Source organism: Rhodoferax sp., from assembly GCF_010365055.1.
In the GTDB taxonomy this organism is placed as follows: domain Bacteria; phylum Pseudomonadota; class Gammaproteobacteria; order Burkholderiales; family Burkholderiaceae_C; genus Rhodoferax.
In genome coordinates this window covers 1-22865 of record NZ_JAAFHA010000086.1, presented here as the reverse complement: position 1 = coordinate 22865, position 22865 = coordinate 1, and the positions used below count along the sequence as shown (strand labels likewise).

27 protein-coding genes and 2 pseudogenes are annotated in these 22865 nt (G+C 61.9%); 11 read left to right on the top strand and 18 right to left on the bottom strand.

From position 1 onward, the window contains the following. Positions 1 to 391: 391 nt before the first annotated feature. Together GZ093_RS16300 and GZ093_RS16295 are read left to right on the top strand one after the other, a co-directional pair. Positions 392 to 862, top strand: a complete 471-nt coding sequence (locus GZ093_RS16300) for a hypothetical protein (RefSeq protein ID WP_296487858.1) — start codon at positions 392 to 394, stop codon at positions 860 to 862. Positions 863 to 1005: 143 nt separating this feature from the next. Continuing rightward, a complete protein-coding gene (locus GZ093_RS16295) occupies positions 1006 to 1608 on the top strand; it encodes a hypothetical protein (RefSeq protein ID WP_296487856.1) in 603 nt (200 codons plus the stop codon). Here the strand turns inward: GZ093_RS16295 and GZ093_RS16290 are convergent, their stop codons facing one another. Both GZ093_RS16290 and GZ093_RS16285 read right to left on the bottom strand, forming a co-directional pair. After that, positions 1609 to 1878 (bottom strand): hypothetical protein, encoded by a 270-nt coding sequence (locus GZ093_RS16290; protein WP_363260953.1) that lies wholly within the window; start codon positions 1876 to 1878, stop codon positions 1609 to 1611. Positions 1879 to 1886: 8 nt separating this feature from the next. Beyond that, positions 1887 to 2135: a hypothetical protein gene (locus GZ093_RS16285; protein ID WP_296487853.1), complete on the bottom strand. Its 249-nt coding sequence runs from the start codon at positions 2133 to 2135 to the stop codon at positions 1887 to 1889. A gap of 238 nt (positions 2136 to 2373) precedes the next feature. On the opposite strand from GZ093_RS16285, the gene GZ093_RS16280 reads away from it, so the two are divergent. Continuing rightward, entirely contained in the window at positions 2374 to 3039 is a 666-nt protein-coding gene (locus GZ093_RS16280) for a c-type cytochrome (RefSeq protein WP_296487851.1), read from the top strand. Between the two features lie 108 nt (positions 3040 to 3147). On the opposite strand, the gene GZ093_RS16275 is transcribed toward GZ093_RS16280, so the two are convergent. The 4 genes from GZ093_RS16275 to GZ093_RS16260 form a co-directional block, all read right to left on the bottom strand. Next, entirely contained in the window at positions 3148 to 3396 is a 249-nt protein-coding gene (locus tag GZ093_RS16275) for a DUF3297 family protein (protein WP_296487849.1), read from the bottom strand. 58 nt (positions 3397 to 3454) lie between these two features. Then, the gene (locus GZ093_RS16270; RefSeq protein ID WP_296487846.1) at positions 3455 to 3937 is read right to left on the bottom strand and encodes a TerB family tellurite resistance protein; all 483 of its coding nucleotides are present in this window, start codon (positions 3935 to 3937) and stop codon (positions 3455 to 3457) included. Positions 3938 to 4151: 214 nt separating this feature from the next. Further along, positions 4152 to 5039, bottom strand: a complete 888-nt coding sequence (locus tag GZ093_RS16265) for a M23 family metallopeptidase (RefSeq protein ID WP_296487844.1) — start codon at positions 5037 to 5039, stop codon at positions 4152 to 4154. A 131-nt stretch (positions 5040 to 5170) separates the two neighbouring features. After that, a complete protein-coding gene (locus GZ093_RS16260) occupies positions 5171 to 5569 on the bottom strand; it encodes a VOC family protein (protein WP_296487842.1) in 399 nt (132 codons plus the stop codon). Between the two features lie 453 nt (positions 5570 to 6022). Here GZ093_RS16260 and GZ093_RS16255 point away from each other — a divergent pair, with 453 nt between their 5' ends. Further along, complete coding sequence (locus GZ093_RS16255) at positions 6023 to 6628, top strand: cold shock domain-containing protein (protein ID WP_296487839.1); 606 nt, start codon at positions 6023 to 6025, stop codon at positions 6626 to 6628. A gap of 73 nt (positions 6629 to 6701) precedes the next feature. Here GZ093_RS16255 and GZ093_RS16250 read toward each other — a convergent pair whose 3' ends face one another. Beyond that, entirely contained in the window at positions 6702 to 7601 is a 900-nt protein-coding gene (locus tag GZ093_RS16250; protein WP_296487837.1) for a radical SAM protein, read from the bottom strand. Between the two features lie 184 nt (positions 7602 to 7785). On the opposite strand from GZ093_RS16250, the gene GZ093_RS16245 reads away from it, so the two are divergent. Continuing rightward, positions 7786 to 8697, top strand: coding sequence for a M14 family metallocarboxypeptidase (locus GZ093_RS16245; protein ID WP_296487834.1), 912 nt, complete (start codon positions 7786 to 7788; stop codon positions 8695 to 8697). A gap of 89 nt (positions 8698 to 8786) precedes the next feature. Further along, on the top strand, positions 8787 to 9347 hold the full coding sequence (locus GZ093_RS16240) for an rRNA large subunit pseudouridine synthase E (protein WP_296487831.1): 561 nt from the start codon (positions 8787 to 8789) through the stop codon (positions 9345 to 9347). Between the two features lie 177 nt (positions 9348 to 9524). Here the strand turns inward: GZ093_RS16240 and GZ093_RS16235 are convergent, their stop codons facing one another. The 8 genes and pseudogenes from GZ093_RS16235 to GZ093_RS16200 all read right to left on the bottom strand — a co-directional run bounded on the left by GZ093_RS16235 (position 9525) and on the right by GZ093_RS16200 (position 14600). Next, positions 9525 to 10628, bottom strand: coding sequence for an exo-alpha-sialidase (locus GZ093_RS16235; RefSeq protein ID WP_296487828.1), 1104 nt, complete (start codon positions 10626 to 10628; stop codon positions 9525 to 9527). A gap of 41 nt (positions 10629 to 10669) precedes the next feature. Further along, positions 10670 to 10939, bottom strand: a complete 270-nt coding sequence (locus tag GZ093_RS16230; protein WP_296487862.1) for a MoaD/ThiS family protein — start codon at positions 10937 to 10939, stop codon at positions 10670 to 10672. Between the two features lie 102 nt (positions 10940 to 11041). Beyond that, a pseudogene (locus GZ093_RS16225) lies at positions 11042 to 12295 on the bottom strand (RNA polymerase sigma factor); the annotation flags it as partial. 9 nt (positions 12296 to 12304) lie between these two features. Continuing rightward, entirely contained in the window at positions 12305 to 12715 is a 411-nt protein-coding gene (locus tag GZ093_RS16220; RefSeq protein WP_296487825.1) for a VOC family protein, read from the bottom strand. Positions 12716 to 12754: 39 nt separating this feature from the next. Next, on the bottom strand, positions 12755 to 13177 hold the full coding sequence (locus GZ093_RS16215; RefSeq protein WP_296487823.1) for a YciI family protein: 423 nt from the start codon (positions 13175 to 13177) through the stop codon (positions 12755 to 12757). A gap of 19 nt (positions 13178 to 13196) precedes the next feature. After that, complete coding sequence (locus GZ093_RS16210) at positions 13197 to 13634, bottom strand: VOC family protein (protein WP_296487820.1); 438 nt, start codon at positions 13632 to 13634, stop codon at positions 13197 to 13199. Positions 13635 to 13644: 10 nt separating this feature from the next. Next, positions 13645 to 14088 (bottom strand): SRPBCC domain-containing protein, encoded by a 444-nt coding sequence (locus tag GZ093_RS16205; RefSeq protein ID WP_296487817.1) that lies wholly within the window; start codon positions 14086 to 14088, stop codon positions 13645 to 13647. Between the two features lie 143 nt (positions 14089 to 14231). Next, positions 14232 to 14600, bottom strand: coding sequence for a YciI family protein (locus tag GZ093_RS16200; protein ID WP_296487815.1), 369 nt, complete (start codon positions 14598 to 14600; stop codon positions 14232 to 14234). 313 nt (positions 14601 to 14913) lie between these two features. Here GZ093_RS16200 and GZ093_RS16195 point away from each other — a divergent pair, with 313 nt between their 5' ends. Continuing rightward, the gene (locus GZ093_RS16195; RefSeq protein WP_296487812.1) at positions 14914 to 15519 is read left to right on the top strand and encodes a cold shock domain-containing protein; all 606 of its coding nucleotides are present in this window, start codon (positions 14914 to 14916) and stop codon (positions 15517 to 15519) included. Between the two features lie 114 nt (positions 15520 to 15633). On the opposite strand, the pseudogene GZ093_RS16190 reads toward GZ093_RS16195, so the two are convergent. Next, positions 15634 to 15952: pseudogene (locus GZ093_RS16190) on the bottom strand (hypothetical protein). A gap of 53 nt (positions 15953 to 16005) precedes the next feature. Between GZ093_RS16190 and GZ093_RS16185 the strand changes: the two are divergent. The 4 genes from GZ093_RS16185 (at position 16006) to GZ093_RS16170 (ending at position 21442) form a co-directional block, all read left to right on the top strand. Beyond that, positions 16006 to 16179, top strand: coding sequence for a hypothetical protein (locus tag GZ093_RS16185; RefSeq protein ID WP_296487810.1), 174 nt, complete (start codon positions 16006 to 16008; stop codon positions 16177 to 16179). A 136-nt stretch (positions 16180 to 16315) separates the two neighbouring features. Then, positions 16316 to 17437 carry a patatin-like phospholipase family protein gene (locus GZ093_RS16180; RefSeq protein ID WP_296487808.1) on the top strand — a complete coding sequence of 374 codons (1122 nt, stop codon included), beginning with the start codon at positions 16316 to 16318 and terminating at the stop codon, positions 17435 to 17437. 7 nt (positions 17438 to 17444) lie between these two features. Continuing rightward, positions 17445 to 20327, top strand: a complete 2883-nt coding sequence (locus GZ093_RS16175) for a hypothetical protein (RefSeq protein ID WP_296487806.1) — start codon at positions 17445 to 17447, stop codon at positions 20325 to 20327. Positions 20328 to 20329: 2 nt separating this feature from the next. Further along, positions 20330 to 21442 carry a hypothetical protein gene (locus GZ093_RS16170; protein WP_296487803.1) on the top strand — a complete coding sequence of 371 codons (1113 nt, stop codon included), beginning with the start codon at positions 20330 to 20332 and terminating at the stop codon, positions 21440 to 21442. A 126-nt stretch (positions 21443 to 21568) separates the two neighbouring features. Here the strand turns inward: GZ093_RS16170 and GZ093_RS16165 are convergent, their stop codons facing one another. Further along, the gene (locus tag GZ093_RS16165) at positions 21569 to 21976 is read right to left on the bottom strand and encodes a hypothetical protein (RefSeq protein WP_296487802.1); all 408 of its coding nucleotides are present in this window, start codon (positions 21974 to 21976) and stop codon (positions 21569 to 21571) included. Beyond that, positions 21969 to 22547, bottom strand: a complete 579-nt coding sequence (locus tag GZ093_RS16160; RefSeq protein WP_296487799.1) for a nucleotidyltransferase domain-containing protein — start codon at positions 22545 to 22547, stop codon at positions 21969 to 21971. The genes GZ093_RS16165 and GZ093_RS16160 overlap by 8 nt, the downstream gene beginning before the upstream one ends. Positions 22548 to 22865 lie beyond the last annotated feature (318 nt).

The following is a 22865-nucleotide window of genomic DNA, read 5'->3' as shown; positions in this document are numbered from 1 at the left end:
TTTCTTGCTCGTCATGACTTTCAGTCTCCTTGGAAAACTCCAAGACTGCCGCGTTATCGATCAACGTTCAAGATGGGTTCGCCGCGCGTTTACCTTGCGTCAGGACTTCGTACGATTGACCGCTACCGCACGGTCTTGGCGCGCACTGGCTTGGGTCAATTCGTGTTCAAGCACTTCGCAAAGATCGGCATGTCATGGTCCCCCCGCCCCATGACCGGCTGCCAAGGGCTGCAGCGACTGCCCGGTGGCTGCGGCCTGAGAGAGAGCCCATGAGTGCCATCGAAAGCGGGTTACGTTTGGCAACGTTCTTCACGGGCATGCTGTAGACGGTTACACGGGAACTGCGTTAAATAACCAGATGGGCGATTCGTGCCCTGCTAAGGAGAAACTTATGAAGACAGCCACCATGGCAAACCGTTCCGTCTTTCTGGCCGGCGCCACGGCAACACTGGCTATTGCCGCCCTGACCTTTACCGGTTCTGCCAAAGCCCGAGACAACGTGTACTGGTCAGTGGGCGTGGGTGCGCCTGGCGTGTCCTTGAGTGTCGGCAATGCAGGTCCGGTGTATGGGTACGCGCAGCCGGTCTACTTTGAGCCAGAGCCGATTTACTATCAGCCCAGGCCTGTGTATGTCAGGCCGGCGCCGATCTATGTGCAGCCGCTGCCGGTTTACTACGGTCGCCCCAATGGCTGGAATCAGCGCCATGGTCGACAACACGTGCAGTCACCTCGTTCTGGCTACGGTGCAGGTTATTACGACCGGAGCTATGCGCCCGTGTCACAGGTGGTTCACCAGCGCGATGGCCGGGGCGACCACCGCTATGACGGTCGACGCGACGGTCGTTACGAAGGTCGGCGCTAACGGGGATGAGCGCCATGTTGAGTGCGGCCGCCCCTGGAGTCGCGACGTCAATACCGAGAAAATCTCGGTTTGTCCTACATGGCGTTAACCGATGCAGGGCAACAATGAACTCTCTGAGTTCATCTACAAAGCTGGGAATCCTTATGAAATCCAAACTCTTCACCACTTCCTTATTGGCTTCAGCCCTGTTGGCCGGCTTGGCGCCGTCCGTGGCCATGGCGCAAGGCACCAACACGCCGCGCATTGACCAGGCACAGCAAGCCATCAGTGCCCGCATCCAACAAGGCTTGGCATCCGGCCACATCACGCCGTCCGAGGCGCGTGAGCTCTATCGCCGGGACCGCGACATTGATGTGCGCGAAAGCCGCTTCAAATCGGATGGCCGGGCCACAGAGCAGGAGCGTCAGCAGTTGCGCTCGGATGTGAATGCCTTGAGCGCCGAGGTTGAACGCCTAATCGCCAACCGCGCTGTTGTTACCCAACCCGGCAGCACCCCGGGCATCGACAACCGGCAGGTCAATATCAGCCAGCGCATCGACGAAGGCGTCCGCGCTGGTCGCATCAGCCAGCGCGAAGCGCGCCGTTTGCACAGCCGCGAGCGCGACGTTGCACGCCTGGAAGTCCGCTTCAAGCGTGACGGCGTTGTGACCCAACAAGAACGCCGCCAACTGCAAAATCAACTGACGAAGTTGCGCCAAGACGTGGAACGGGCGATCAACAATGATCGGCGCGGTCGGGGTTATTAATCACCCTTCAGGTGCTCGCCGCGCCTGAAGTGACTGCGCCACCAAGCCTAGCTTCGCGCTGAGTTCAGCGGCGTCAGGGGCTGAGCACGGGGTGTTGTGCCGGTCGGTGAGCGGCCCACCGCCGGGCAGCACGTTGCCCGCGGCGTCATAGCCAACGGCCTTGAATTTCCAGGTGCTGCCAATGCGCTTGAGATTGCCCACGTGTGACCCGTCGGGCAGGTGCACGCTGTACACATTGGCGTTGACAAAATTGAGCGCGAGTGCGGTCACTGCAAAGGTCAGTGGGTGACGAACTCGTACACCACTTCTTCGCTCTCCACCAAGTCCAGGATGTCATTCAAGGTATCGTTGTCCTCCGTGCTGCTCCAGGTTTCCTCGGGGTTGCTGGCGAACAGCGGCTCGATGGCCAGGTCCAGAAACTGGTTGTTGGGGAGCTTCAACACGTGTCCGCCTTCAGACGTTTCGACCAGCTCCCAGTCATCGGGGACGGACATGGACAATTTGATGGTGACGTTGAGTTTTTTCATGGTGAGTTCCTTTGCATGTGACTGGTGGAGGTTAACCGAAACTCGCCGACGTCATTGGCAGCCCTCATGACCCAAGACGCGGCGACTTGAAGACGGTAAGACTTGCTAGTTTGACAATGGTCAATACGTGGCGTGGGCGGCGCGGCATAGACTGTGCCTGCGTGCTTGACGCTCCCCGTCCCATCATGCACGGCGCTCGCTCGTGGTCCCTGGTTTCTGTACAGCAGGAGTCCGTAACATGTCCAAGAATTTAACCCAGCGTTCTCTTTCATCGATGCGGATCCGCATGAAGCCGTTGGTTCGTGGCGCGTTGCTTGCCATGGCCATCCCGTTCGCGCTCGGCCTGACGGCCGCGCACGGCGCTGAACGCAGTGGAGAAAGTATCGTCAATGAAGTCTGTGCCAATTGTCACAGGGATGGCAAGAACGGTGCTCCGGTCATTGGTGACCAGAACGCATGGGCCACGCGAAAGGCACAGGGTCTCACCAACGCGACGCAACACGCGCTGGAGGGTATCCGCAACATGCCTTCACACGGGGGGAATGCTGGCTTGAGTTCCGCGGATCTGGAGCGCGCGATCACGTACATGGTCAATCAGTCGGGCGGCAACTGGATCGAACCCCCCAGTGCGGCGGCTCCCGGGGCGCAGCGTACGGGTGAGCAATTGGTCAAAGCAAAATGTGGTGAATGTCACCTGACTGGGCAAGATGGAGCGCCGAAGATTGGTGATCAGAATGCCTGGGTCGGCCGAGTCAGCAAAGGTCTGAATACCGTCATCGCGTCAGGAATTCATGGACGCGGTGCCATGCCAGCGCGCGGCGGCATGGCAGACATCAGTGATTCCGAAATGCGGGCTGCAGTGCTCTACATGTTCACCGAAAGCATTGGATCGAAGACGAAATAGGCTTCCTGAAGCAACACGCCGCAAGCATCAACCACGTAGTGCAGCGCACCCGGTGCCGGGTACTCGCGCCATCGGCACACCAGTGCGCCATTGGCGAATGGAAGTCGCTTACAGATAAAACGCTTCGACTTTGCCCTTCAACTTGATCAACAGCGGATTGCCCTTGCGATCGAGCGTCTTGCCTGCGGGCACCTTGACCCAGCCTTCGCTGATGCAGTATTCCGCGACATCCAGACGCTCCTTGTCATTCAATCGAATACCAACGTCATGTTCGAACACGGCAGCGACGTGAAAAGGACTGCGCTGGTCAATCGACAGGTGATCGGGCAGTGGGGGAAATGGAGTGGTTTCGTTCATGGACATTCTTTTTCAATTAACGCTGATCTATGTGGATTTTCCATGATTTTGCATTTGCTCAAGCACGCGCAATCTTGCTCTGTTGTGCTGCTTGCTTGGCGTGCAGCTTGGCCACAATGTAGTCGCCGTGGGTGACGTGAAGCAAACCGGCAATTTTGCTGATCAGGTGGTTTTCATTGGCGTCCAGCTGGCCATCGGCATAGGCGACTTGCCACATATCTTCGACGACCTGAATTTTTTGGGCCTGCGTGAACTCGTCGTTCATTGCGCTGGTAAAGCTAAAGTAGTCGTTGGCACTTTTGGCGGTGTTTTTCGCTTCAGCCAGGAGTCGAGCCAGTTCGTCGTCTTGCAGAGCAAACTTTTTGCGCAGCGCCGTGACCGTTGCGGCGCGTTCCGCAGCGGTGACGTTGGCGTCAGCGCGCATCACCTCGACCAGCAGCACTGCCGTTGCCAATTGCAGACTATGCGCCTCATCAAAGGTCGAGCGGGCTTCATCGAGCATGAAGAATTGGGTCAGTAGGTTTTTGAGTGGACTCAGCATGGTTTTGATGGCAAACCTTGTCGATTGGGCGGCAAGCTTCAGCCTGAGTTGTACGTTTAGGGAAAGGATACAGACAAGTCTGATGCCCTCCGTGAATTTAGTGCCAAATGAGCCTCTAGCCCATGTGGATTAAGCGCAAGTAGCTATTAAAAATAGAGCAAATGTCAGACTTTCAAGTTCATTGACTGCCAACACCAGGCTTGTTGCGCCCGCATCAGGCCAGAAGAAACAGCGCGGGGTCCACCATGGCGCGGTTCAGCAGCACACCCCAATGCAGGTGCGGCCCGGTCACGCGGCCGGTGGCGCCCACGGCGCCCAGGCGCTCGCCGGTCTTGAGCAAGTCGCCGGGCTGGACGTCGATTTCGCTCAGGTGGCACATCATGCTCAACAGCCCGCCGCCGTGGTCCAGCCACACCGTGTTGCCATTGAAGAAATAGTCGCCCGTATCGATCACCCGCCCCGGCAACGGCGCCACGACCGGTGTGCCGGTGCTGGCGGCGATGTCCATGCCACTGTGCGGGCTGCGCGCCTGCCCGTTGAACACGCGTCGCAGTCCGAACGAGCTGGAGCGCCGCCCCGGCGTTGGTACCTGCATGCGCAAGATGGATGCCAACGTCAAAGGGTCGCTGAAGGTGGCCATCACCGTCGCCAGGTGCACGCGCTCGCGCTCGTAGCGTGCCTGGTCCTGCGGCGCCAAATCGACCGTGCGCGGCGACACCTTCAGGCGCTGCTCCTGGTACTGCTTGGGTGCCACGGTGTAGTGGATCTGGCGCGCGCTGCCGCCCTGAGCGTCCTGCACCATGATGCTCGCCTCGCCGGGCGCAGCGGCCAGCGCAATGCCGACCAGTGCCGTCCACTCGATCACCTCCCCCAGCACCAGCAAAGGCACATCGCCCGCGTAGGCGAGGGGTCGCGCCGTTGCGGGGCCCAGCGACAGTCGGGCGATGCCACCGGGCACCGGTGAGGCCTGCGGCCAGATATCCGGGGGCTGAGGGGCTGCTGCCAGGTGTGGGGCGGGCAGCAGCAGCAGGCCGATGCCGCCCAGCAGGGCAGAGCGGCGAGTCAGGTGTCGGTGGGTCAGGGGATTGTGAGGAATGGACACGGCTGGTGATGTAGATGTGACAAACGAGGGAGGCCCCATTGTGCGATCAAACGCAAAAATCTACGGCGCCTGCATCACACAAAGCGCATTGGAATCGCCAGTAACCAGCCTGTGCCGAATGCCAGCACACGTCACGCTTGCGAATGCAGCCCGATCAGATTGCCCTCAGTATCTTGCGCCATGGCGATAAAGCCGTATTCGCCAATGCTCATTTTCGGCAAGGTCCGCGTGCCGCCAGCCGCCGCCACGCGCGCCGCCTCAAGGGCGCAGTCCTGGCAGCTGAAGTAAACGAGCGTGCCGCCCACGCCGGGCTTCATTTTTGAATGCTTGACCAGAGCGCCGGACGTCCCTGTGGCGGTCGCGCTCATGGGAAACATGCACATCTGCATGTCGGGGTCGCTGGGCATGGGCGGCAGGCTTTCGATAGGGTGCCCGAAAACCGCCTCGTAGAACTTTCTGGCGCGCGCCATGTCGGTGACGTAAATCTCAAACCAGCCCACTGGATTCATGGGTGATGGAATGTCGGCCATGCTGCCTCTCCTTGGTCTGCCTGAACCGTTCAGCCTAAGACAACACGCTCCAGGCAGTTTGAGAAATCGCAAGTTGCGCCGACCCAAACACCCGCACGCCGCTGACGTGGTGGTTCAGCGCAATCTTGTCGATGCGTGCGCGGCGCCGGGAAAGGGCCTCAAAAAATGGGGCGCATGGGTTGCAGTGGTGGTCGGCAAGTGATTCTGCAGTGGCCCAATGAAACAGGGTGAATTCAAGGTATCTGTTTTGACGTCTTCCGCCTCTAGCCCACGTGGAATAAGTGCATGTAGCTATAAAAAATGGAGCTTCTGGTTGCCCTGAACCTCGCTCTCTAGAATCCAGCCAATAGATCAACAAAGCACTTTGCCCACGGGCAAGTGAAACGGGAGTGAAACCTATGGCCGTCAGAGCCGCAGTGCGCTGTTGCACAAACCTTTCGGCGGGACGTCACCATGCGCTATGACGGAAGCCTGAAAAAATGGAATGCTGAGCGCGGCTTTGGATTTATTGTGGCTGACGACGGCGGGCAAGAACTGTTTGCCCACATCTCCGCCTTTCCGCGCGACGGCCAGTTGCCCACCGTGGGTGAGCGACTTTCATTTGAGGTGGAACCAGACCGAGACGGAAAGAAACGCGCCGTGCGCGTGCAGCGCGCGGGCGTCGTGCCAGCAGCGCGAGCCCACACCGCCAAGCGCAGTCTTCGTCTCAGCCGAAGCGGCCACGACCAACGAAAGACAGGGTTTGGCAGCAAATTGATTGTCCTGGCCATCCTGGCGGCGCTGGGCTGGTATGGGTACAGCAAGTACGCCAACTACGCGATGAAGATGCCATCAGCACCCCAGAGCGCATTTTCGCCCGCAGCACCCGCCACGCGGACCGAACCCGCACTTTCAACGCCTGCCAGGTTTCAATGCGATGGCCGCAAGCACTGCTCGCAAATGACCTCGTGCAAAGAGGCCAAGGCCTTCCTGAAAAACTGCCCGGGAATGGAGATGGACGGCAACCACGACGGCGTGCCCTGCGAGCAGCAGTGGTGCACGCATCCCTTCGCTGAGTGAAGGCAGTTTGACTGGCGTTTCATAGCCATTTTTGCCTTTAGCCTGAAACGCTCAGGGGTGACTGCAGCGCCGGTCAAAGCCCACGCTGCCAGCTTGGGCGCAGCTTGGCCGATTCCGGGTGCTGCATTGCAGTGGTCACCTGGGCCAGCAGACGTTCCTTGTCCGCCCCCAGTGTGCCTTTTAGCACCAGCCAGTTGGAGGCATGGTCGCTGCGAAACACCGTGCGCTTGAGCTCCAAGGCCCGCAAAAAATCTGCCATCTCGGCAAACAGCGCGGGCTGGTCAAGTGGCTCCCATTGCGAAAAACCCTGGCGAAATCGTGCCTCGCCCTGCGGGAAGCTCACCACCAGCGTGGCCAGGAATTCCGGTTGCGTCTGATTGATCAAGCGGGCCGAGTTGGCAGCGTGCTGCTGCGACAGCACCGCACCGCCCAACCCATTGAGCAACATCACTGAGCGGGTGATGCCCGCCGCACCCAGCTTGTCCAGTGCGTCGCGGGTGGATTCAAACGTTTCACCCTTGTTGACCCGCAGCAACACCTCGTCGTCGCCCGATTCAGCGCCCACATAGGCCAGCGACAAACCGGCCTCGCGCAGTTCTTGCAGCTCTGACACCGTTTTTTGGCGCAGGTTGCGCGGCAGGCAATAGCTGGAAATGCGCCGCACGCGGGGCAAATGCGCTTTGATGGCGGCCAGCACCGTCATCAGCCGCCGGGTGGACAGCGCCAGCGCATCACCATCACCCAGAAACACCCGCTGCACCTGGTCTGCGAACTGTTCACCGCAGCCACGCAGCGCCGCCAGGGTTTCATCCTCGTCGCGCAGGGCAAACTTCTTTTGCGGCGCTGTGTACATCTCGCAGTAGGTGCACTTGTTCCAGGAGCAGCCGTTGGTGAGCGGCAGAATCAGCGACTCGGCTTCGCTGGGTGGGCGAAATACCGGGTTGATGTAACGAATCGGGAGAATTTGACTCACTGCACTGCTGCCAGTGTTTGCGCGGTCATGCCACTGTGTTTCATGGATTTGAGGTTCTCAGGCGTTCAAGTAGAGCGGATTGGATCACACCGTGGCGTCAAATGCTTCGGCCAGGCGGGCAAAATAGCGCAACGACATCATCCTGCGGCCTAACCCAAACAGCCCCAAAGCTGGCAACACCCCCATGAGCAACCCACATTTCTACCCCATCGGTGCCCCCGGCCAGCCATGGGGGCCGGCAGAACTGGCCCGGTGGCGGGCGCGCCAGGTGCGCCAGCGCAGTTACGCAGACGATGTGCTGGGCGTTGTCGAGCGCCTGCGTGGGCGTTTTGAGGTGTCGGCCTATGGCGAGGTGGCCTACGGCCATGAGCGCTATCCCTTGATGGCGATGCGCAGTCACCATTGGCAGCCAGAGTTGCCCACCGCACTGGTCACCGGCGGCGTCCATGGCTACGAGAGCAGTGGCGTGCACGGCGCGCTGCGCTTTGTGGACGCGCATGCGCAAGCCTACGCGGGCCGGGCCAATCTGCTGGTGGCACCGTGCGTCAGCCCCTGGGCGTATGAGCGCATCCAGCGTTGGAACTTTGATGCCATCGATCCGAATCGCTCGTTTTTTGAGGCCAGCCCGGCGCAGGAGTCTGCCGCCTTGATGCGCTTGGTGGCGCCTTTGCTTGGGCAGTTCGTCGCCCACGTCGACCTGCACGAAACCACCGACACAGACGAATCCGAATACCGCCCAGCCGTGGCCGCGCGCGATGGAATACCCTTTGAGCCCGGCACCATCCCGGACGGCTTCTACCTGGTGGACGACGTGGCCAACCCCCAGCCGGCGTTTCAGCGCGCCATCATCTGGGCGGTAGAGCGGGTGACGCACATCGCACCGGCGCACGACCAAGGTGGCATCATCGGCTCGCCGCTGGTGGCGCATGGTGTGATCGAATACCAAATGCAGGCGCTGGGCCTGTGCGCGGGCATCACCGGCGCGCGCTACACCACCACCACCGAGGTCTACCCCGACAGCCCCCGCGCCACGCTAGAGCAATGCATCGCCGCGCAAGTGGCTGCCGTGTGTGCGGCACTGGAGTTTGCATGCTAAATTGGCCTGCATCCCCCGTGCAGCTTGCTCTAACAGCTACCTAATTTGTAGCAAATTCAAGCCATCCGAACCCTAATATTCCCGCTGCCATGCGGCCTGCCATGACCATTACGCCGGATTCCCGTTTGATTTGCTTCAACAAACCTTATGGTGTCTTGAGTCAGTTCACTCATGAGGGGCGCTGGCGCGGGCTCAAGGACTTCATCGATATTCCTGGCGTGTACGTAGCCGGAAGGCTGGACGCCGATAGCGAAGGCCTGCTATTGCTGACCAATGACGGCAAGCTGCAAGCCCGCATCAGCGACCCGCGCTACAAGATGGAAAAGACCTACTGGGTGCAGGTTGAAGGCGTACCCGACGAAGCCGCACTGGTGTCGCTGCGCCAGGGGGTTCAATTGAACGATGGCCCGACCCGGCCAGCCCGCGCCCGCTTGATACCTGAGCCCGAGTCGCTCTGGGCGCGAGAACCACCCGTGCGCTTTCGCCAATCCATTGCCACCAGTTGGCTGGAACTGGTGATATCGGAGGGGCGCAACCGCCAGGTTCGCCGCATGACCGCCGCAGTGGGCTACCCAACGCTGCGGCTGATTCGCGCTGCCATTGGGCCTTACACACTGGATGGCTTGGCGCCCGGCACGTGGCGGGGCTGACGTGGTGGCACTGGGTGCAGCGCCGGTGCCGGGGATTCAGGGTTGAGGCGTTGACGTTGAGCTGTGCGAACAAAATATATACCAAATTAGCCTCCAGCCCAGGTAGTACATGGACAAGCAGCTAGTGAAAATATAGCAAAATCAAGACGCGCTGCTGGTGTCACATGGTGCTTGGCTTCAGCCTTGCTGCGACCAGTCCAGCGCTGCCACCGGCGGCAGGTCGCGTGAGACGCAATGCCACTGCTCGCCCGCATCGGGGCTGATCCACAGGCCGCCGGTGGTGGACGACATGGCCAGGGTGTTGCGGTCAGGTGCCAGCTCCAGGCAGTGGCGGTAGACCAGGTGGTAGGCATGGGCCTGCGGCAGCCCACGGCTAAAGGTTTTGAAGGTGGTGCCGCCGTCATCGGTGCGGTTCACCACCATCTTGCCGTCCACCGCATAGCGGTGCGTGTCGGCTTGTGCCGGCACAAACCAGGCCCGCAGCGGGTCCAGCGGGTCACAGGCCACAGCAAAACCAAAGCCCGATGGCGCGGGCGCGGGAATGCCCGCCCAGAAGTGACCGGCGTTGGTGGAGCGGTACAACCCGCAGTGGTGCTGCACCCACAACACATCGGGTTGCGCCGCACACTGCACCATGCGGTGCGGGTCCTGGGCGTTGGGGTCTTGTTCGATGTCGGGGGGCAGGTAGTCGGCCTTCATGCCGTCGGCCGTCAGCAGCCAGGACTGGCCGCCGTCTGTGGTTTGCCAGACACCGCCGCAGGACACGGCCACCGTGATGTGATCTGGATTGCGCGGGTCCACCAGCACCGAGTGCATGCCGGGAAAGTCATTGCCCCCGCCAAGCCAGTCCAGGCGTTTGGGGTTCTCCCACAGCGCGGTGTTCAGCGCCCAGCTTTGGCCAGCGTCGTCTGACTTGAACAAGCCCGCGGGCATACAACCCGCCCACAACGTGTCTCGCTGATCTGTGCTGCCCGCGGCCAGGCTCCAGATCATTTCCACATTCCACGGTGTGGGGTCTGCGGCCAGCGGGCCCATCTGCGGCTTGGGTGGGAAAGCGGGCGAAGTCACCTCTGCCCAGTGGGCACCCTGGTCGGCGCTTTTGCGCAGCTTCACGCCAAAGTGCCCCAGGCGCAGCGCGGCATACCAGTGGCCGTTGCGTGGGTCCACCATCACCTGCGACACCGGGTCGCCTGCAAAGTGGTGGCCGGTGATCTCCCACAGCGTGCCCTGGCCACGCACCACAAACAGGCCTTTTCGGCTGGCTACGAGTAAGGTTTGCATATTCGATCTCCTTGGGTTTTTGCTGTTTGATTGATCAAAGGCTAGCCGCCAGTCAAGGCCTGAATCACCAACACCCTGTCGCCGCTGGCCAGCGCTTGGGTGAGGTTCTGACGGTCCAGCACCATGGTCTTGTTGACAAACACGGCCACATGCTTGCGGATGTTGTCCTGGTCGTCCAACACGTAATGCCTCAACTCGGGGGCCACCGCCAGGGCCGCCTCAAGCACGACACGCAGGCTGCCCGCCGCCACGTTTTGCGGTGCACACTCGACATGGCGGCGCAGGCTGGCCGCAAATTCCACAGTCACCATGGGGCCCTTTCGAACAGAAGGCGCAGTATCACCACGCCGGACAGGATTTGTAAGCCAGTCGCGCTGCACAGCGGCAGAAGCTGACCCGTCCTGCTCCTGTGTCCGCTGCACCAGCAAGGCACGCTCTTTTTCGTTCCCCGTCAGCGCCGCAGCGCGGCGCAGCGCTGCCCATGCTTCATCCCGCTGTCCCAGTTTATGCAGCAGATCACCGTGCACCGCATGCAGCAGGTGATAGCGCTGAAAGGTCTTGTCTTGCAGCAAGGTTTCGACAATGGCAAGAGCTGCAACTGGGCCTTCGTGCATGGACACGGCCACCGCGCGGTTGAGCTCGACCACCGGTGAGGGCGCCACACGCGAGAGCCTGGCGTAGAGCGCGGCGATGCGCGCCCAGTCGGTGTCTTCGGCTGTCGGCGCGCGGGCATGGCAGGCGGCAATAGTGGCTTGAAGTTGGTAACTCCCCGGTGATTGCCCCAGACCTTCTGCGCGACCCAGCGCGGCCAGGCCACGGCCGATCAACAGGTGATCCCAGCGCGCGCGGTTCTGCTGGTTGAGCAGCACCGGGTTGCCTTGCGCGTCGGTGCGTGCCGCCGTGCGCGAAGCCTGTATTTCCATCAAGGCGACCAAGCCATGCGCCTCGGCCTGCTGCGGCACCAGTTCGGCCAACATGCGGCCTAAGCGCAAGGCCTCAAAGCAGAGTTCAGGGCGCATCCAGTCGCAGCCGCTGGTGGCGGTGTAACCCTCGTTGAACACCAGGTAGACCACCTCGAGCACCGAGCCCAGACGTGCGGTCAATTGCTCGCCGCGCGGCACCTCAAAAGGCGCGTTCGCGTCGGCCAGCGAGCGCTTAGCGCGCACGATGCGCTGCGCGATGGTGCTCTCGGGCACCAGATAGGCGCGTGCGATTTCGTGCGTGCTGAGGCCGCCGAGCAATTTGAGCGTGAGCGCCACCCGCGCGTCACGGGTAAGCACCGGGTGGCAGGCGGTGAAGATCAGGCGCAGCAGGTCGTCACCGATGGCCGCGTGCTCGCGTGCCGTGTCCAGCGCGTCGGTGAAGTCGGGCACCACATGGGCCTCCATCGCTTCGAGGTCGCTGGCGATGTCGCTATGCCGCGCGTGGGCCATCTGGCGGTGGCGCAGCCAATCCAGCGCGCGGTTGATTGCTGTGGTCATAAGCCAGGCACCAGGGTTGTTCGGCATGCCGTCCTGGGGCCAGTGTTCCAGCGCGGCCACCAGCGCGTCCTGCGCCAGTTCTTCGGCCACGCCGAGGTCGCGCACACGCCGCGCCACGGCAGCGACGATGTGCGCTGACTCGATGCGCCAAACGGCGGCAATGGTGTCGTGGACGGCGGAATGCACGCGCCGCTTTTACATCTGCGCGGGCGCTGCCGCTTCGTCCATCCAGAACACCTCCCACTGGTGGCCGTCCAGGTCGGCGAAGCCGTGCTGGTACATGAAGCCGTGGTCCTGCGGCGCATTTGGCGTGGCGGCACCGGCGGCCACGGCCTTGCGCACCACTTCTTCAGCCTCGGCACGGCTGTCAACCGACAGCGCCAGAATGACTTCGGTGGCCTTGTGTGCGTCGCTCATGGGCTTTTTGGTGAAGCCCTGAAAGAAGGGTTCGACCAGCAGCATGGCGTAGAAGTTTTCACCGATTTCCAGGCAGGCACCCTGGGCGTTGGTGAAACGCTGGTTGAAGGTGAGGCCCAGGGCCTTGAAGAAGGCCTGCGAACGGGCCATGTCCTTGACGGCCAAGTTGACGAAGATTTGTCGGAACACGATGGGTTCTCCTGGTGGGTGGATGGGTTGCGCGGGGGATCAGGCTTTCTGGCGGGCTTCCATCTCTTTGAACTTGTCCAGCGCCGGGCTGGGAGGAAACTCGTCAAGCTCGGTGAGCTGGCGCACTTCAATCACCGCCTCCTTGTACCACCCGGCGGGGTTGGGAAAACGCCGGCTCCATTCCAGAGCTTCTTCGCGGTTGCGCACCTGGATCAGGGTGTATCCGGCGATGAGTTCCTTGGCTTCTGCAAACGGGCCGTCCACGATGCGTTTGCCCTCGGGGCCATAGTGCACGCGCCAGCCGGTGCGGCTGGGATGCAGGCCGCTGCCGTCAAGCAGCACGCCGGCGCGCATCAGTTCCTCGTGGTAGGCGGCCATCTCGGCCATCAGTTCCTCGGGCGCCGCTGGTGAGAGCTCGGCCTCGAAGGCGGGGCAGGACTTGACGATGATCATGAATCGCATGGGGGTTCTCCTTGGTGGCTCAGGTCTTGCAGGCCGGCGGCGCCATGTCTGGCTGGATCATGCTGTTGCGGTTGCCTTCGGTGTCCACAAAGGACACGTACTCGCCCACGCCAGGAATCGCCATGGGTTCACCCATCACCTCACCGCCCGCCGCCGTGACGCGCTGCATGGCCGCGCGGATGTCGTCGACGCCGATCACCACCGACGGGTGTTGCATCGGCCAGTCTGGCTTGAAGGGGAACAGGCCGCCGTTGATCGAGCCCAGCGCCGCGTCTGGCGGCATCAAGGGGCGTGCGCCCGGCGGCGCGGTGCTGACCAGCAGGTAGTCGCCCATCTCGGGGCCGAGTATCTGGTGGGTCCAGCCGAAGGCGGCGGTGTAAAAGCGCGCCGCGCGCTCGCGGTCCTTGTAGGGCATTTCAAAATGCACGACGGCACACATGGGGACGGTGGTGGTCATGGCGATCTCCTCAGGTGGGGGTTTCACAAAGGGACTTCAGGGCCTGCAAGGCTTTGGGCCAGGTCTGCAACATCCAGTCCTCGCCAGCGCCGCAGTCGTCGCAGTCGACGCGCAAGCGGGTGCCGCCCGCCTCGTTGGTGAAGGTGTAATTTTCAAAGCACGGCGCCCAGGCACGCACCGCCTCGCTGGTGGTGTCTTCGACGCCCTGGTCGATCATGCCCAGGTGGTGAATCGAGACGAACTCGGCCGGCCGGTGGGCTGCAATCTCGGCCACAATGCCCTGGCCTTGGGGGTTGAGGAAACAGATCCTCTGGCCTTCATCCCAAGAACCGTCAAAACGCGAACCTTCGCCAAAGGCGGTGGTCCAGCGCTCATAGGTGGGTGACTGCAGCATGGTGGCCCACACCAGCTGGGGTGGGGCGTGGATCAGGATGTCGAAATGCTGGGTTTTCATGGGGCACTCCAAAGTGGTTGTCTTGGGCGGCGGCGGGTTTGCCGAGCCTTGCGTGAAGCCGACTCAAAGGCTTCTATGGGTACGACGAAACAGCCTGGGCATTTTCGACAGCACCCCTCTAGGTACAAACCCTGGTGTTCAGATCAATCCCGGCTGTCGTCGAAGCAGGGCGCGAGTGAGCGCACCTCGACCGTGGCCCATTCGGCCGCCGGGCATTGCTGGGCAATGGCCACGGCCTCGTTTTGCGTGGCGCAATCGATCAGGAAAAAACCGCCCACCATTTCCTTGGCTTCGGAAAAGGGTCCGTCCAGCACACTGCTGTGGCCGTCCGACAGACTAACCCGCACCGCGCTGGCTTGCGAGGCCAGCGACTCCACCGCCAGCAGTTTGCCCTGCTTGCGCAGGCCTTCGCCGAAAATTTGCATGCGGGCGTAAACCTCACGCCCCTGCGCTTCGGTGCGGGTGGCGCGCTGAGCCGGCGGCTCGATGATCAGGAGCATGTAGGTGGACATGACGGACCTTTCGCGGTGCAGAGGGTGCCATCCTACACAGCACAAGCGTTTTGTGTGCGTGGCTTGGAATTGCTTTAGTCGCGACAAGGTTGTGACCAAAGGCCGCACAGGTTGCCAAACAACACCGCCAGCACGCGCTGGCGCCCCTTGGGGAAGAGGGCGTCGGCAACCGGCTGCCTTCAACCGGTATATCTAGAATCTTGTGAACAAATTCAAACAGTACTTTGCCCACGGGCAGGTGAAACGGGAGTCAAACCTATGGTCTTCAGAGCCGCAGCACGTTGTTGCACAAACCTTTCGGTGGGGCGTCGTCATGCGGTATGACGGAAGCCTGAAAAAATGGAACACTGAGCGCGGCTTTGGATTCATCGTTGCCGACGATGGCGGGCAAGAACTGTTTGCCCACATCTCCGCCTTTGCGCGCGACGGCCAGTTGCCCACCGTGGGCGAGCGACTTTCATTTGAGGTGGAACCAGACCAAGACGGCAGGAAACGCGCCGTGCGCGTGCAGCGCGCGGGTGCCGTGCCGCAAGCGCGAGCCCACACCGCCAAGCGCAGTCCCCGCCTCAGTCGAAGCGGCCACGACCAGCGAAAGACAGGGTTTGGCAGCAAATTGATAATCTTGGCCATGCTGGCGGCGCTGGGCGGGTATGGGTACAGCAAGTACGCCAACTACGCGATGAAGATCCCGTCAGCACCCCAGAGTGCCTTTGCGCCCGCAGCACCCGCCACGCGGGCGGAGTCCGCATTCGCAACGCCTGCCGGCTTTCGATGCGATGGCCGCAAGCACTGCTCGCAAATGACGTCATGCAAAGAGGCCAAAGCCTTCCTGAAAAACTGCCCGGGAATGGAGATGGACGGCAACCACGACGGCGTACCCTGTGAGCAGCAGTGGTGTACGCATCCCTTCGCTGAGTGAAGGCGGTCTGACTGTATTTTTATAGCCGTTTAAGCCTCTAGCCCACGTGGAATATGCGCAAGGCGCTATAAAAAACAAAGCAAATGCAATTCGGACCTACAGGCATGCGTCGCCTCACGCCTGCCACACGCCAAACCCTGCCGAACGCAGGTCGATGCCGATTTCGATCTCCTTGTCCACGGCGTCTTCATAACGCATGGGGTTGAAGGCCTCGTACAGATCGGGCAGCAGCCGCATGCTGCGCATAGCGGTTGGCCTGGATGCCGGCCTTGTGCTTGTCAAAGCGCACGTCGGGGTCCAGCCCGGTCATGCCCACATAGACGCAGGGCTTGCCTTCGATGTAGTCCGGGTTGCTCTTGCGAAAGCGCGGCTCAAAGAGTACGTCTGGGGAGAGTTCGACCACATAAACGTGGTGGTGCTTGCGGCGCGGCATGGTGTGGGCAGGGTGGTTGCCGCGATTATGGGTTGCCCGCGATCGGGGCGTCGTTGGCCGCCCCGATCGACGCCGACAACGCGCAGGAATTCGTCATTCAGGAACTGCTGGCCCAGCGTGGCCAGCAAAGGCGCGTGCGTTTGCGGTTGCACACCCACCTGTTGCGCCTGGCGGATCTGGAGGATGTTCGCCAGCAGGGGGTTGCGCGGCACTTTGATCACGCTTAGCATCTCTTGCGTGGTTTCGGCAACGTGCATGCCGCGCGGGTTGCCGGCGAAAGGCGCGTTTATGAAACGCCTTCTCGCCAGACGCGTTTGGCGTTTAGCGGCTGAGGCAATTGGTCTGGTATGGGGAGAAAATACTATGGCACTCATTGACGGGTCAACGCTGGGTATTGCGCTTTCTGGTGGTGGATTTCGCGCCACGCTATTCGGGTTGGGGAGCCTTTGGCGACTCAATGATGCGGGGCTTCTGGGGCGCCTGGACCGGGTGACGAGCGTGTCCGGCGGCTCCATCCTCGCTGGCGTGCTGGCGAGTCGATGGCGGGAGCTTCAATTTGTGGATGGCAAGGCCACCAATTTTGAGCGTGTGCTTGCCAGGCCCCTGCAGGAGTTTTGTTCACACACCGCCGACATCGAGGCCGGCATTCTGGGTTGGATTACGCCGTTCCGCTCTGCGGGCGATTACCTGTGCCGCCACTACCAGGATGCGCTTTTCGGCCAGATGAAGATGCATGACTTGCCCCCGAGGGAGCACAACGCCACGCCGCTGTTTGTGTTCTATGCCACCAACATGCAGACCGGACGGAACTTCCGTTTCCGCCAGGACTTCATTGCGGACTACCGGCTCGGCATCAATGCAACTGACAACTTCACGCTGGCCACCGCGGTGACCGCGTCCAGTGCATTTCCACCGATCTTCTCGCCGGTGAACATCAAGACCGATCCCAACGCCTGGAGCGACGCCGCATGGCACGGCGACCCCGGCGTTCTGGAGCGGCTGCGCAGAGACATTATTCTGGCCGATGGCGGAATCTACGACAACATGGGCGTGGAGTCGCTCAACGAATCGGTCAAACTCATCAGCGATGCGGGTGCCCCGTTTTCGTATGAAGAGTCCCCCCGTGGGGACTATTTCAGCCAGTTGGCGCGCGTGCGTGACATCCTGATCGACCAGACCCGTGCCCTGCGCAAGCGCCATCTCATGGAAGACTTCGAGGCCAAGCGTGAGCGCGGCGCCTACTGGGGTGTGGGCACCGACATAGGGGACTATGCGGTGGATGCCAAGCTTGCCGTTGACAGTGCAAGCACGGCGGCCCTCGAGTCGATGCCAACGCGCCTGGCATGCGTCGAACTCGACCAGCAGGGGCGGCTGATCAACTGGGGCTATGCGCTGGCCGACGCGGCGCTGCGCGCACCGTCGCGCGCCAACTTGGCCGTTGCACCCGCAAGCACATTGCCCCGGCCTGAATTCCCTTTGAATTGAGGCGCAGATGGATCGCCTGTTTCTCGAAGCCTGGGGTCGGGGGCTCGATGACGATGCATTCGCCCAGGCGCTGGCCGCTGCCGGTACGCGTGGCGGGGGGTCGTGGACCTGGCCGTACCCGGCCGACCCCTTGCGCCGGGAGGGTGAAGTGCGGCTCGCCTGGCGTCTCGCTCCCAAGGACGTTGCACGGCTTGCCGACCCGCAAGCGCTGATCGCCCGCTGGCGGGCCCGTATTGCCAGGCAAGGCCCAGTCAGCCTGGTGGTCAAACTCAGCCAGGGTGTGGACTTTGTAGAGCGCTGGCAGTTTGCCCGTTTGCTGGGGCAACTGTCCGGGGTGTCGGGCGTCACGCTGGAGAGTCCCCGCGCCTGGGCGCCCGCTACCGCGTGGAAGTTGCCCATCTCCATTGCCAGCCTGCCCGCAGATGCTGCGTCGCAGAGCCTGCTCGGCTACAACGCGGGTATGGCGGCAGACTGGCCGATTCGGCACGTCGTTGCCGACCGGCAGCAAGATCGCCACCAGATCATCGTCTTCTCGCAGCCGCTGGCCCTGGCCTGGGCTGCACTGCAGCAATCTCCCGTGCGACCCAAGTGCTGCCTGGTGCTTGTCAACGGGCTGGGCGACGAGGCACCGCCAGAGGCGGCGCACACCATGGCAATGCTCGCGGCGCGCCTGTCAGCCAGTGGCGTCGTGGTGGCCTCGGGTGGGCTGAGCCCGGCCGGATTCGCACAGGCCGTGCACCAATTTGCCTTTGAGTTGACGCACGACCTGCCGGTTGACGTGGCCTTGCAAGCGGCGTTCGGCCGCGACGCTTTGCTGGTGGGCAATGTGTCGCTGCTGCAGACCGCCCGCGTCAGCCACCAGCTTCGGCTGCTGCAAGTCCGGCTGGACGAAATTCCGCGGGGCCAGAACCTGCGGCTCTCCACGCGCTCCATTGATCGCTTGACGCGTGGGCGCCCCCGCATGGCCAGCTTTAGGCCTGCAGAAGATTTTCATGGAGCATCCGCGGGTGCCGTTCCACCGGATGAGATGGGTGCGGCCATGGCACAGGCGGCGCCGCAGTTTGACTATTCGGGCGAGTCGCACGAGGCCAGCGCGCTAACAGAGCTGGCCGGTGCCGTGCGTGATGCGGCCGCCGACGCAGTGGCCCAGACGCCGGCGGCACGCTTCGTCCAGCAACAAAGCTTTGTCCGCCAGAGCAGTGGCGCGTCGCCGACCCGGGTCTTTGACGCCTATGCCGTGGCGGAACCCGTGGTGCTGAAGATCCGCATCGGGAGCAACACCGACCCGCAATGGCAAAGCAGCAACACAGAGTTTCCGTTCCATGAACTGCCGCCCAACGAGTCGCAGCACCACCTCACGGTGATGTTCCATGAACCGCGCCACCTCGACCAACCCCTGCTGGCCGACATGGATCTGCCCCGCTCGGGCCCCAGCACCGAAGCCGAGTTTGCCTTCACCCCCAGAGTAGCGGGCTCGTTCGAGGCACGCGTTTCGGTGTTGCACCGGGGCCGTGTGCTGCAAACTGCATTGCTGCGCGCGACCGTTCTGCAGGCACGGGGCACCGATTCGCCTGCACACCCGATTGAGCTGGTCGATGAAGCGCGCGTGCGCCACGACTGGACCAGCCTGGACCAGCGCCGCCGCTTCGACCTGGCTTTGGTTTGCAACCACGACGACACACAAACGCCGCGCATCACCGGCGTGGCCGGGGGCCGCGCCTGGGCCACTGACCTGACGGGCATCGAAAAAGTGGTGACCCATATCAACACCCTGCTGACGGCCGTAGCCAACAACACGACCGACTATGCTGACGGTCTGGACCAGGGCGAGAACCCGCAACTGCTGCGCGAGCTTGCCACGGCAGGCCGTGCGCTGCGCCGCAAGCTGGTGCTCGACCAGCTGGCCCCCACTTCCACCGGCGGCCTCGACCTGGGCCCCAGTGGTGTCACACACATCCAGATCGTGGCAACCCGCATTGACGCAGTGGTTCCGGTTGAATTCATTTACGACTACGAGGCCGCCACCGAGCCCGATGCCAAAGTGTGCCCGCAGCATCGCGCGGCCCTGGCGCGTGGGTCTTGCAACCCAGACTGCCCCGGCCAGCAGCATCCCGCTGGGCACGTCTGCCCCATGGGCTTCTGGGGCGTGCGCATGGTGATTGAGCGGCATGCGTTCGATGCCAGAAAAGTCGGCGCAAGCGATCCGGCCCTGGTCGTTACCAGTGAATCCACCAGTGCCCGCAACCGCCTGAACATCCGCCGTGGAGCCCTGGTGGGGTACAGCGACCGGGTCAAAAAAGAGTCGGTGGAACCCCTGCTGGCAGAGCTCAATTCTCAGGTGACAGACGGGGTTTACACCGCCAGGTCCTGGGCCGATTGGGCCAGCAACGTGGCGGCCCATTCACCCCAGTTGCTGATCGCCTTTCCGCACAATGACGAAGCTGGACTGTCGGCCACGCTGGAGGTGGGTGGCGACCCCATGGCCACCGAAGGCATGCGTGTTTTCAAAGAGTCCACTACTGGGGCGCCCGATGCGATTCAGTGGCATGTGCGTCCGCCCCAGGGCGAGGCCCCGCTGGTGCTCCTGCTGGGCTGCGACACGGCCGGAACGGCCGAGGCATTTGTTTCCCACGTCAGCGCCTTCCGCCAGGCTGGCGCAGCCATCGTGGTGTCAACCATTGCCACCGTGTTTGGCGAGCACGCGGTGCGGGTTGGCACCTCCATCACCGCCGGCATGTTCCAGCGCACAACCGACGAAGCGGCGCCGGCCGGGCAGGGTGCAGACCGGTTTGGCGAGATTTTGCGTGACGCCAAGCGGCAGGCCCTGCTGGCGAGCCTGCCCATGGCACTGTGTGTCGTTGCGTTTGGCGATGCGGACTGGAGGCTTTAACCATGGGCACAGCTTTCTTTCAAATCGAGCTGCTGCACGCCGCCCACGGCGACAGCCTCTGGATCGAATACGGCACCAGCGCGCGTAAGCGCCGCGTGCTGATCGACGGTGGCCCCATTGGTCAATATGCGTTCCTGGACGCGAAGCTGAACACGCTGGTGGATGGCGACCGCAGCTTTGAGCTGGTGGTGCTCACCCATGTGGACACGGACCACGTGGACGGGCTGGTCCGGCTGTTTGCCAACAAGAAGGCAGACTGGAAGTTTGACACTAAAGACGTCTGGTTCAACGGCTGGAAACACCTGGACACCGCCACGCTGGGCGGCAACCAGGGTGAGTTTTTTAGTGCGCTGATCAATGCCCGCGTTGGCAACGCCAAATGGAACAAGGCATTCAAAGGCAAGCCCATCGTGGTGCCTGACAGCGGCCCCCTGCCGCGCGTCAGACTAGCGGATGACCTGGTCATTACCCTGCTGTCCCCCACGGTGCAGACGCTCGACAAGATGAAAAACGCCTGGCAGAAAGATGTGAAGGCGTTTGCCCCAGGCGACCTGGAGGCCGCCTGGGAGGCGCTTGCCAAGCAGAAGAAATACCTGCCCAACAAAACCCTGCTGGGCTCCACACCCAGCCTGGATGCAGCCCTGGAGAAACAGGCCAATCCCGACAACTCGGCCGCCAACGGCTCCAGCATTGCGTTTCTGGCCGAGTTCGCCGGCATGCGCGCCCTGTTTCTTGGCGACGCACACGCGGACGTGGTGGCCGCGTCGATCAAGCGCCTGTTGGCCGAGCGCGGCCAGGACTGCCTGGCGGTGGATGCGGTGAAGGTCGCCCACCACGGCAGCAAGGCCAACATCAACGATGCACTGCTGGCACTGATTGATTCGCCCAACTTCCTGATCAGCACCAACGGTGACATCTTCAAGCACCCGGACAAAGAAGCCGTCGAGCGCATCATTGCGCGCTCGGTACACCAGCCGCCCACGCTGTATTTCAACTACCGGGTTGCCAGCACGGAGCCTTGGGAAGACGCCAAACTGCAAAAGAAACTGGGCTATGAGACCGTGTACAACGAGAGCGACACAGAGCCCTTGAGCATCCGGTTTGAGTCTGCGTGACCAGGCTCGCATGGGGCACCCAAATCTGTAGCGACGCCGGGCAGTGACATTTGAAAGAAATGGGCGTCTAGCCCGCGTGGAATATGCGCGAGTAGCTATACAACCTATAGCGCCTGAGGAGGGGCACTACCGCCTCATCGCGTCTGACAAAGCTTGCGTGGCCGCAATCAGGTCTGTGATCAAGCGCTCATCCACCTCCAGCAAACCCTCGTACTCGCCGAGGTTTCGAGTGTTGTGGCATTTGTCCAGCACGCGCCACACCTCGGGGCCCAAGCCTAGCGTGTGTGGAAGCACCTGAAACACGATGTAGCGGTTGCCAGAGCGGTAACCCATGCGGCGCAGTGCGGCCAGGCTCAATGCATGTGCGGCGTTGTAGGCCAAGTCAAACCGGCTTTCCAGCGCCAAAGCAGCGTTGCGCGCATCGTGGAGCCGGGCGATGCCAGTGCGCAGCAGCCCGGCGATTTCATTTGCGTCTGGGGCCTCAGCTTTCAAAGGCTTGCCGGGGCCGCACAGGTTCTCAAGCGGGTTAGCCATTCAATTGATCCTCGGTTCCTATCAGCCATATTTTGGGTTGCTGCAGTACGCGGGTGACAAATGCGTTGTCTTGCTGGATGCGCTTGGCAAGGTCGGCAGGTGTGTACAGCGTGGGGTTGACCTTGCGGCCCAGTGTGGTGGTGGCGTTCTCAAGCGCGCCAAACACGTCTGCATAGCCCAGGCTGGGGCTGACGATCATCACGTCAATGTCGCTCTGCGCGGTGTCTTGCTGTTTGGCCACAGAGCCGTAGACAAAGGCTAAATTGATGTCCCTGCCCAGCGGCACCAAGGCCGCCCGCAGTACATCAGCCAGGCCCACGGTTTTGAGCACCAGTCCGCGCAATTCGGCAAACACGGGGGCATCGGCATTGGCTTGGTAATGCTTCTGGTTGCCCTGTTTGCTGACGATCAGTAAACCAGCCCCGGACAAGCCAGCCAGCTCCCGCTGCACGGCGCCGGTGCCGGACTGGGCCAGCGCAATCACCTCGTTGGCGTAAAAGCTGCGGTCTGGTGTGCCAAACAACACGGCCAGCACGCGCTGGCGCACTTTGGGGAACAAGGCATCGGCCATACTGGCTGATGAAGGAGGTTTAGGCTGTTTTATACCCATAATGGGGTTTATTGTACCCAAAACGGGTTTGATTGGGGCTTTATGTCAAATCGGGCTACAGCCCCCGTCGAATATGCGCAACAAGCTACCAAAACAGTAGCAAATCAGTAGCGTTTCAACTCAATGCAAAAACCTGCGCCTTGAGCGAAGGGAGATCGTTCTGGATGGTTTGCCAGACTATCGCCAGGTCACCCGACTTCGACAGTTAAACGCGTAAGTCATTGATCCATATAGGGGTGCGATGCAATCGCTCCACTACAAAAGCGTTATCTGCGTGTT